9 protein-coding genes are annotated in these 9,006 nt (G+C 70.9%); 2 read left to right on the plus strand and 7 right to left on the minus strand.

All coding sequences use genetic code 11. The features are described from left to right. From ACFCZF_RS37015 to ACFCZF_RS37045, 7 genes are all read right to left on the minus strand, one after another. Positions 1–945 carry a type II secretion system F family protein gene (locus ACFCZF_RS37015; protein WP_376675391.1) on the minus strand — a complete coding sequence of 315 codons (945 nt, stop codon included), beginning with the start codon at positions 943–945 and terminating at the stop codon, positions 1–3. Positions 946–1,013: 68 nt separating this feature from the next. Continuing rightward, on the minus strand, positions 1,014–2,351 hold the full coding sequence (locus tag ACFCZF_RS37020; protein WP_376675392.1) for a CpaF family protein: 1,338 nt from the start codon (positions 2,349–2,351) through the stop codon (positions 1,014–1,016). Between the two features lie 18 nt (positions 2,352–2,369). After that, on the minus strand, positions 2,370–2,822 hold the full coding sequence (locus tag ACFCZF_RS37025) for a TadE/TadG family type IV pilus assembly protein (protein WP_376675393.1): 453 nt from the start codon (positions 2,820–2,822) through the stop codon (positions 2,370–2,372). Between the two features lies 1 nt (position 2,823). Next, positions 2,824–3,153, minus strand: coding sequence for a pilus assembly protein (locus ACFCZF_RS37030; protein WP_376675394.1), 330 nt, complete (start codon positions 3,151–3,153; stop codon positions 2,824–2,826). 164 nt (positions 3,154–3,317) lie between these two features. Beyond that, positions 3,318–4,580, minus strand: a complete 1,263-nt coding sequence (locus ACFCZF_RS37035) for a CpaE family protein (protein ID WP_376675395.1) — start codon at positions 4,578–4,580, stop codon at positions 3,318–3,320. Positions 4,581–4,588: 8 nt separating this feature from the next. Beyond that, positions 4,589–5,296 (minus strand): Flp pilus assembly protein CpaB, encoded by a 708-nt coding sequence (gene cpaB, locus ACFCZF_RS37040; RefSeq protein ID WP_376675396.1) that lies wholly within the window; start codon positions 5,294–5,296, stop codon positions 4,589–4,591. A gap of 83 nt (positions 5,297–5,379) precedes the next feature. Continuing rightward, positions 5,380–6,294: a hypothetical protein gene (locus ACFCZF_RS37045; protein WP_376675399.1), complete on the minus strand. Its 915-nt coding sequence runs from the start codon at positions 6,292–6,294 to the stop codon at positions 5,380–5,382. Between the two features lie 405 nt (positions 6,295–6,699). On the opposite strand from ACFCZF_RS37045, the gene ACFCZF_RS37050 reads away from it, so the two are divergent. Continuing rightward, positions 6,700–8,406, plus strand: a complete 1,707-nt coding sequence (locus ACFCZF_RS37050; protein WP_375924793.1) for a chitinase — start codon at positions 6,700–6,702, stop codon at positions 8,404–8,406. 141 nt (positions 8,407–8,547) lie between these two features. Continuing rightward, positions 8,548–8,916, plus strand: coding sequence for a transposase (locus tag ACFCZF_RS37055; protein WP_375924795.1), 369 nt, complete (start codon positions 8,548–8,550; stop codon positions 8,914–8,916). Positions 8,917–9,006: the final 90 nt, after the last annotated feature.

Here is a 9,006-nt window from a genome sequence, read left to right on the forward strand (position 1 = left end):
TCAGACGTCGATGCGGGACATGCGGCGGATGAGGACGAAGCCGACCGCGTAGAGCGCGAAGGCGATCAGCACCGCGGCCTGGCCGGCCGGGGAGCCTGTCATTCGCTCCAGGGCGCCGTCCTTCACCCCGTTCATCAGGAACAACGAGCCGACGCCCAGTACGGGGACGGCGTACGACGTCATGCTGACCTGGGAGAGCTGGGTGCGGACCTCGCGCCGGGTCTCCTTGCGTTCCTCCAGGGTCTCCGTGAGGTTGCGCAGAGCGCTGACGACCTGGCCGCCCGCCCGGTTGGAGAGCACGAGGGTGGTGACCAGGACGACGAGTTCGCGGGAGGGGAGGCGGTCGGCGAGTTCGCCGAGGGCGTCGTCCATCGAGGCGCCGATGGCCAGTTGGTCGGCCACCTTTCCGAGTTCCTCGCCGGCCGGGGCTTCCAGTTCCTCCGCCGCCATGCCGATGGCGGTGCGCAGGGCGAGGCCGGCCTGGGTGGCGTTGGCGATGATGCGGGCGAACTCGGGCAGCTGGTTGATGAACTTCTCGATGCGTTTCTGGCGTTGCCAGTCGAGGAACCGCAGCACCGCCCCGACACCCAGCAGTGCGGCGATAGGGCCGAAGAACGGGGCCAGGGTCGCCTGGCCGATCAGCCCCAGGCCCGCGACCACCGCGAGCATGTAGACGAAGAACTCGCCGGGCGTGACGTCCAGGCCGGTCGCCGTCAGGCGCAGTTCGAGTTTCCGGCCGAGCTTCGTGCGGCGCAGGCGGCGGTCCAGGGTGCGGAAGCGGCGCGGGCGTCCGGCGGAAGGGAGCCGGCCGGTGGCGGAGAGGCGGTCGACCAGGGCCGCGCGCTGGGCCTTGCCGGCGGCGTAGGAGTGCAGGCCCATGACCGCCAGGGCGCAGGTCAGCAGCGTGATGCCGGTGGTGAGCGTGACGAGCGTTTCCAGTTCCATCGGGCGGTTCCTACCTGGATTCCATCGCTTCTAGCGGGGCGGCTGGTGTCTGGCTTGCATCAGGGCGGTCATCTGGCCTCCCGGGTCGCCAGTTGTTCCGCGGTATGGGCCACGCCGAAGGCCTGCGGGACGGGCTGGCTCGCCATGTAGAGGCGCTCGGCGGTGCGGCGCGGGAGGGGGTAGTACTCGAAGGCGCCGTAGACGCCGCCGTCGGCGGTCATCGGCCGGGCGTTGAAGCGGGCGACCGTGGCCAGGCGGTACGGCTCGCCGCCGTGGCTGGCCAGCATGGCGATCTCGGTGATGCGGCGGGCGCCGTCGGCGAAGCGGGTGAGCTGGACGATGACGTCGACGGAGCTGTTGATCTGGTCGTGCAGGGCGACGAACGGGATCTCCACGTCCGACATCGAGGCCAGGGTCTGCAGGCGCATCAGGGCGTCCTCCGCGCTGTTGGCGTGGACCGTGGCGAGGGAACCGTCGTGGCCGGTCGACATGGCCTGGAGCATGTCCAGGGACTCGCCGCCGCGGACCTCGCCGACGACGATGCGGTCGGGGCGCATACGGAGGGAGTTGCGGACGAGGTCGCGGATCGTGACGCGGCCCTGACCCTCGACGTTCGGCGGGCGGGACTCCAGGCGGATGACGTGCGCCTGCTGGAGCTGGAGTTCCGCCGAGTCCTCGATGGTGATGATGCGTTCGGTCTCCGGGATCAGGCCGGAGAGCGCGTTGAGGAGGGTCGTCTTCCCGGTGCCCGTGGCGCCGGAGACGATGATGTTGAAGCGGGCCTGCACCAGGCCGGCGAGCAGGTACAGCATGTGCTCGTCGAGCGAGCCGAGGCCGATCAGCTCGTGGAGGGTGAAGGAGCGCGGGAAGCGGCGGATGGTGAGGGTGGCGCCGGTCAGTGACAGCGGCGGGATGATGACGTTGACGCGCTCGCCGGAGGGGAGGCGGGCGTCGACCATCGGGTTCGACTCGTCGACGCGGCGGTTGACCGTGGAGACGATGCGCTCGATGGTCTGCATCAGCTGGTCGTTGGAGGCGAAGCGGAGGGGGAGTTGTTCGACTCGGCCGCCGCGTTCGACGAAGATGGCGTCCGGGCCGTTGACCATGATCTCCGTGATGGACGCGTCTTCGAGCAGGGGTTCCAGGATGCCCAGGCCGAGGGCCTCGTCCACGACCCGGCGGATCAACTGGGAGCGCTCGACCGTCGACAGGACCGGGCCCTCGCGGCTGATGATGTGCCCCAGGACCCGTTCGAGGCGGGCCCGGCGTTCGGCCATCGCCAGCGAACTCATCTCGGCGAGGTCGATCTCCTCCAGGAGCTTGGCCCGGTAGGAGGCGACCAGGTGTCCGTCCTCGCCCCGGCTGCCGTGCTCCTCGGGGGAGTGGATGCGTGCGCGCAGGCTCATGCGTCCTCGGCTCCTCGGTCAGTGGTCCAGTGGCATGGTGGCCGTCCGGGTGGCGGGGTCGAAGTCCCAGCCCGGGACGATCGACGGAATCTCTACGGTGGCGGTGACCGTCACCTCGTCCCCGCCGTACGACGGCGGGCAGTCGGTGCCGTCCGCGAGCCAGCTGCTGACCGCCGCCGCGCACGCCTCCCCCGCGCTCTCCTGGAGCGAGGCGCTGCGGGCGCCGGCGCGGGCCGCCGTACCGGCCTGCTGGGCGGTGTACGCGATCAGGCCCAGCTGTACGGCGGCCATGGCGACGATGATCAGGATCGGGAGGAACCCGAGGTACTCGATGGCCACCTGGCCACGGTCCCGCCCGACGGCCACCTGGCCGCGGTCCCGCGCGCGGTCGTTCGTGAAGCTCGACGAGTTCGAGGAGGTCGAGGAGGTCGAGGAGGTCGAGGAGGTCGAAGACTTCGAGGAGTACGGCATCTCAGTCGGTCTCCTCCTCTACGGCGCCCGCGTGCCCGTGCACGGTGAAAGGGAAGCTGACCGTGCCCGGGAAGAGGATGGGCACCTCGATGCGCACGTCGGCGGTGACGAAGCCGCCCGCGGTGTCGCAGCTCACCTCGGCGCCCCCCTCCCACGCGCCCGGCAGCTTGTCCCGGCCCGCCTCCTGGCAGGCTCCCTGCCGCGCACCCCGGTCCGCCGCCGTCGCCGCCCGTACCGCCTCGTCGGCAGCATTACCCGCGAGCGTGTACGTGTATCCCACGAGTACGAGCTGCCACAGCACCACCAGCGTCGCGATGATCACCGGGGTCATGCCGAGGAACTCGATGGTGACCTGGCCCGCGTCCCCTCCCGCGGGTGGCCGGGCGTCCCGAGGGCGGCACCCGTCCCCTCCCGCGAGCGGCCGAGCGTCCCCAGGGCGGCGCCCGTCCCCTCCCGCAGGCGGGCGCGCGTCCCGGGACCCGCGCCGTAAGGCGTTCATCCCGCACCGTCCTTCCGCCGCCGGAAGCTCACCGACCCCCGGTCGCCGCCGCGGAACCGGCCGCCGCCCTTGCGATGGTCCCCCTCGGCGGCCCTGACCAGCCCGAGTTCGCCCGCGAGCGCCCACATGGCCTGCTTCACCGTGCCCTTGCTGTCCAGTTCGTGGACGCGGCCGGCGTCCACGGCGCCCTGGAGCTCCTTGAAGTTGGCGGGGACGGTGGTGGCCGCGACCGCCGTGCCGGTGATCTTCTGGATCAGCGGGGGCTGGATCTCCGTGGCCCGCGTGTGCCGGTTGACGACCACCGTGGTCTCCTCCGCCTTGCGGATCTGCAACCGGTCCCACATCCGCACCGCGCGCTTGGCGCCCCGCACGGCGACCACGTCGGGGGTGGTGACCAGCAGCGCCGAGTCGGCCATCTCCACGGCCGCGGCGCCGGCCCCGCCGAGCTGGGCGCCGCAGTCGAGGACGACGACCTCGTAGCGGGAGCGCAGGGCGCTGACGATCTGGCGGGTGGCGCGGTCGGTGACCTCCTCGCCGCGTTCCCCCTCGCCGGGGGCGAGCAGCAGGGCGAGGCCGGTGTCGTGGCGGAAGACGGCGTCGGCCAGGACGCGCGGCGAGATGTCCGTGATGGTGGCGAGGTCGACGACGGAGCGGCGGAACTGGACGTCCAGGTAGGAGGCGACGTCGCCGGCCTGGAGGTCCATGTCGACCAGTGCCGTGGGCCGGCCCGACGCCTGGGCGGCGAGGGCCAGCTGGATCGCGGTCATGGAGGTCCCCACCCCGCCCTTCGCGCCGCTGACCGTGACGACGGTGCCGCCGGCTCCGGTGAACACCTCGACGCCGCTGCCGAGGTGCCGGCGTACGCCCACCGACCACTGGGCCACCGCCTGGACGCGGCTGGCCAGTTCCTCGTAGCCGAGCGGCAGGGCGACCAGGCCGCGGGCGCCGTAGTCCATGGCGGCCTGGAAGAGGCCGGGGCCGGGGTCGGAGGTGACGAGGATGACGCCGACGGCGGGGAATCGGAGGGCGACCTCGCGGATCAGCTCCAGGGCCGGGACCGGGCCGATGCGTTCGTGGACGATCACGACCTCGGGCAGTTCGTCGACGGACTCGGCGGCGAGGCGGGCGAGGGTGTCGACGAGCTGGGTGGAGTCGGTCACCGGGGCGACCGGTTCGGCGTCCGGGAGCTGGCTGAGCAGGGTCGTGATGGACCGTACGGCGTCCGCGTCGCCGACTGCCGGGAGGATCCTCGTGGGCATACGGGCTCTCACTTGTCCTTCGCGAGTTCGTACGTCCGGTCCTTGTCGGGGACCGTGGTGTCGCTGCCGGGCGCCACCAGCGCGAGCCGGACCCGCTGGGCGAACGACTCGGCGTAGGTGATGCGCTGGGCGTCGATGGTGGACAGTGCGAAGGTGATGGGGACGGCGTCGGTGGGTTCCCGGTCCTGGCTGTTCTCGTCGGGCTTCAGCGAGGTGAGGTCGCCGACATCGATGACCTTGGCGTTGGTGACGATGATCTTCGACTGAGCGGGGTCGCCCTCACGCGCTCCCTCGAAGGTGGCGTACACGTTGACGGAGGAGCCGGGTGTGATCTTGCCGGCGACGCCGGTCGCCGCGTCGATCATGATGGCGACCTCCTGCTGCCCGGGTTGCAGGGCGGGCTGGTCGACGATCATGTCGCTCTGCAGCAACGAGCCCTTCTTCAGCGTCGTCACGGCGATCTTGCCGCGGACCTGGCCGAGGTCGGTGACGGCGTTCTCCGACAGCCAGCGCTCGGGCATCTCGATCTTCTCGAACTGACTCGCGCCGAGGGGCGTGTAGGGCTCCACGTTCGTCTTGAGCCGGTACGCGGTGACCTCCGGCCCGACCTTGGACTTCACGTCGTTGATGACGGACAGCACACCGGCGAACGCACCGAGGGCGCAGAGGACCGACAGGATCAGCAGGATGATGCCGCGGCGCTGACGGGAGTTCATGAGCCGTGGGACCTCATTGGGGAATCGGTCGAACCGGATCGGACGACGGGCGGGCTGGGCGACGGGAGCGGCGCGGTACGGGCCTACCCGGTGAGGGCTCGTCTCTCACGGCGGTGACCGAGGGCGGCGTCCCGGCGGGGGCCGAGGGCGGCGTCCCGGCGGGGGCCGAGGGCGGCGTCCCGGCGGGGGCCGGACAGCGCCGGCGCGGTGTCGTACACCGGCGGTGTCGCGGAGCAGAACACGCACCGGTCGCCGATGACGTCGATGCCGCACCAATGGCAGGCGCTCTGCCGCACCGACGTGACCAGTTGGTAGAGGACCGACAGGTCGGGCAGGTAGGCGCAGAACTCGGTCACCTTCCCGGTGCCCCACCAGTCGGGGGACTCGGCGGGCAGCGGCGTCTCGCGCAGTCCCTGCACGCGCCAGGACGGGGCGAGAGTGCCGGCGACCCAGTCGGACGGCAGTTGGCCCTTGGCGACCAGCAGGCTGGTGCCGAACTCGGGGCCGTCGAGGGCGGCTTCGGGGCCGATGCGCACCAGTTGCGGCACGGGGTGGGCCACGACGCCGAACTGGCTGCCCGGCATCCAGGACCTGGCGTGCGACTTCAGGCCGACAGGGACGTGGTCGAGCCGGGCGACGGAGCCGAGCAGCGCGCCGGCGTGGATGTAGTGGGTGAGCAGCCGGCCGGCCGAGGCGAGGACGCCGGGGCTGAGGTCGCAGGAGGCGAGTTGCCGCAACTGACGGGCCAGTACGGCGAGTCCGAGCGGGGGCAGGGGCGGCCGGAACAGGGCGATGCGGTCGGTCTCCAGGAGGGCGCGGACGGTGTACAGCCGTCGTTCCACGCTCTCGGGGAGGGCCTGCGAGCACACCACGATCACGTGCCCGTGCTGGTCGACCAGCGACTGCAGCTCGGCCAGCGCGTGCTCCAGCGGACGCCGGTCGAGGTCCTGGAGGACGACCGCGGGCAGCGTCCGTTCGTCCTGTGGCGGCAGTGCCATGTCGGCACTGGTCACGGCAATGGCAGTTGGCACGCGCGGCTCCCCGTCTCCCCATGCCCGTCGGTCCGCCGGTGTTACTCCGGCACACCCGGATGACTTCACTGCGTGACTACCTGAGCACTGTATCCACGCGTCTGTGACCGGAGAACAGCGTTTCTGTAGCTGTGGAACAACTTGTGTTGCACAAGGTGCGGCAAATCGGGGCAGGTTGAGCATTTTTCGTTGGCCGGCTGTGCGACCCGGACGGCAGGGCGACCGGCCGACCGGCCGGCCGAGGGAGCGCTCACCGGACGGCGCCAAGTCCGGGACGTGGCGGCGAACTTGGTCCGGACTTACCCCTTGACACCCTCAATTGGTCTGGACCACCCTCACCTCAATGCCCCCACTCCCCCACCGGAGGCCTCAATGGAGCCCGTGCACAGACGGTTCGGCAGACGGACGAAGTTCTGGGCGGGAGCCGTCACCGCCGCGCTCGCCCTCTCGGTCACGGCCGTCGGCCAGGCGTCCGCCGCGGACGTCAACAACGCGAAGAACGCCGGCTTCGAGGCCGGCCTGAGCAACTGGTCCTGCTCCGCGAACAGCGGTACGAGCGTCTCCTCCCCGGCGCACGCCGGCTCCGCCGCGCTCAAGGCGTCACCGAGCGGGCAGGACAACGCCCGGTGTTCCCAGACGGTGAAGGTGAAGCCCGGCTCGACGTACACGCTGAGCGCGTGGGTCCAGGGCGGGTACGCGTACCTGGGCGTGACGGGCACGGGTACGACGGACGTGTCGACCTGGACCCCGGACTCGGCCTCCTGGAAGCAGCTGTCGACGAGGTTCACGACGGGCTCCTCGACGACCTCGGTGACCGTGTACACGCACGGCTGGTACGGGCAGTCGGCCTACTACGCCGACGACCTGTCCGTCTTCGGCCCCGACGGAGGCGGCGGCGACGGTGAGCCGGAGCCCACGGTCCCGTCGGCCCCGGCGGGTCTGAGCGTCTCCGGTACGACGTCCTCCTCGGCGTCGCTCGCCTGGAACGCGGTGTCGGGCGCGACCGGCTACAACATCTACCGCGACGGTACGAAGGTGACGGCGGTCACCGGCACGTCGGCGACGGTGACCGGCCTCGCGGCCTCGACGTCGTACTCCATGCAGGTCACGGCGACGAACGCGGCCGGTGAGTCGGCGAAGTCGGCGGCGGTGACGGCCCGGACGACGGAGCAGGGCGGCGGCGGGGGCGGCGACCTGCCCAAGCACGCGGTGACCGGCTACTGGCAGAACTTCGACAACGGGGCGACGGTCCAGAGGATCTCGGACGTCTCCGCCCAGTACGACATCATCGCGGTCTCCTTCGCGGACGCGACGACGACGCCGGGCGCGGTCACCTTCAACCTCGACTCGGCCGGGCTCGACGGCTACACGGTCGACCAGTTCAAGGCGGACGTCCGCGCGAAGCAGGCCGCCGGGAAGAAGGTCATCATCTCGGTGGGCGGCGAGAAGGGCACCGTCTCGGTGAACGACTCGGCCTCCGCGACGAACTTCGCGAACTCGGTCTGGTCCGTGATGCAGGAGTACGGCTTCGACGGCGTCGACATCGACCTGGAGAACGGTCTCAACCCGACCTACATGACGCAGGCCCTGCGTGCCCTGTCGGCGAAGGCGGGCCCGGACATGATCCTGACGATGGCGCCGCAGACGATCGACATGCAGTCGACGTCCGGCTCGTACTTCCGCACGGCGCTGAACGTGAAGGACATCCTCACCGTCGTCAACATGCAGTACTACAACAGCGGCACGATGCTGGGCTGCGACGGCAAGGTGTACGCGCAGGGCACGGTCGACTTCCTCACCGCCCTGGCCTGCATCCAGCTGGAGAACGGCCTCGACCCGTCCCAGGTCGGCCTCGGCCTGCCGGCCTCCACCCGTGCGGCGGGCGGCGGCTACGTCGCCCCGTCGGTGGTCAACGCCGCCCTGGACTGCCTCACCAAGGGCACGAACTGCGGCTCCTTCAAGCCGTCGAGGACGTACCCCGACCTGCGGGGCGCGATGACCTGGTCCACGAACTGGGACGCGACGGCGGGGAACGCGTGGTCCAACGTGGTGGGCCCGCACGTGGACGCGCTGCCGTAGCCCGCGGCCGACCGGTTCCCCCGCCCGCGGAAGCACGGGCGGGGGACACCCGTATGCGACCGTCCCCGCTCCGGGCTCAGCAACCGCCCACGTCATCCATTTTGATCCGAAACGGTTTGGGTTCTGGGTCGTCGGTGGTGTGTGGACGATCTGGTGGGGGACGCGCGGCATCTGTTGCCCTCGGCGCAGGAGGCCCTGCGGCTGCGGGCGGTGGCCGCGTTGGTGTCGGGTCAGGACCGTGAGGACGTGGCGGAGCTCTTCGGGGTGTCGCTGAAGGCGGTGGACGGCTGGTGGGCGAAATGGCAGGCCGGTGGCCGTGAGGCGCTGGTCATGCGGCCCCGTGGCAAGCCGGTGGGGGCGCATCAGGTACTCGAGGAGGCCGAGCAGGCCACCGTGCGGCAGGCCGTCCTGGATCACCGGCCCTGTGACGTCGGGCTGAGCGGGCAGTTGCGGACGCGACGGCTGATCGGCGAGCTGATCGCGAAGCTGTACCGGGTGCGGCTGACCTAGCTGTACTGCCCAGCCAGGTTGGTCGAGTTTGTGCGACGACACGGTCTGAATCTGTAGGACGGCGAAGGCCTCCGGTTGTGGAGTGGAGCT

It is taken from the genome of Streptomyces sp. NPDC056296 (assembly GCF_042268605.1).
GTDB lineage: Bacteria > Actinomycetota > Actinomycetes > Streptomycetales > Streptomycetaceae > Streptomyces.

Excerpts from the sequence above, each read along its gene's own strand:
- ACFCZF_RS37015 (WP_376675391.1), bottom strand. The coding sequence starts at position 945 with ATGGAACTGGAAACGCTCGTCACGCTCACCACCGGCATCACGCTGCTG.
- ACFCZF_RS37020 (WP_376675392.1), bottom strand. The coding sequence starts at position 2,351 with ATGAGCCTGCGCGCACGCATCCACTCCCCCGAGGAGCACGGCAGCCGG.
- ACFCZF_RS37025 (WP_376675393.1), bottom strand. The coding sequence starts at position 2,822 with ATGCCGTACTCCTCGAAGTCTTCGACCTCCTCGACCTCCTCGACCTCC.
- ACFCZF_RS37030 (WP_376675394.1), bottom strand. The coding sequence starts at position 3,153 with ATGACCCCGGTGATCATCGCGACGCTGGTGGTGCTGTGGCAGCTCGTA.
- ACFCZF_RS37035 (WP_376675395.1), bottom strand. The coding sequence starts at position 4,580 with ATGCCCACGAGGATCCTCCCGGCAGTCGGCGACGCGGACGCCGTACGG.
- cpaB (WP_376675396.1), bottom strand. The coding sequence starts at position 5,296 with ATGAACTCCCGTCAGCGCCGCGGCATCATCCTGCTGATCCTGTCGGTC.
- ACFCZF_RS37045 (WP_376675399.1), bottom strand. The coding sequence starts at position 6,294 with ATGGCACTGCCGCCACAGGACGAACGGACGCTGCCCGCGGTCGTCCTC.
- ACFCZF_RS37050 (WP_375924793.1), top strand. The coding sequence starts at position 6,700 with ATGGAGCCCGTGCACAGACGGTTCGGCAGACGGACGAAGTTCTGGGCG.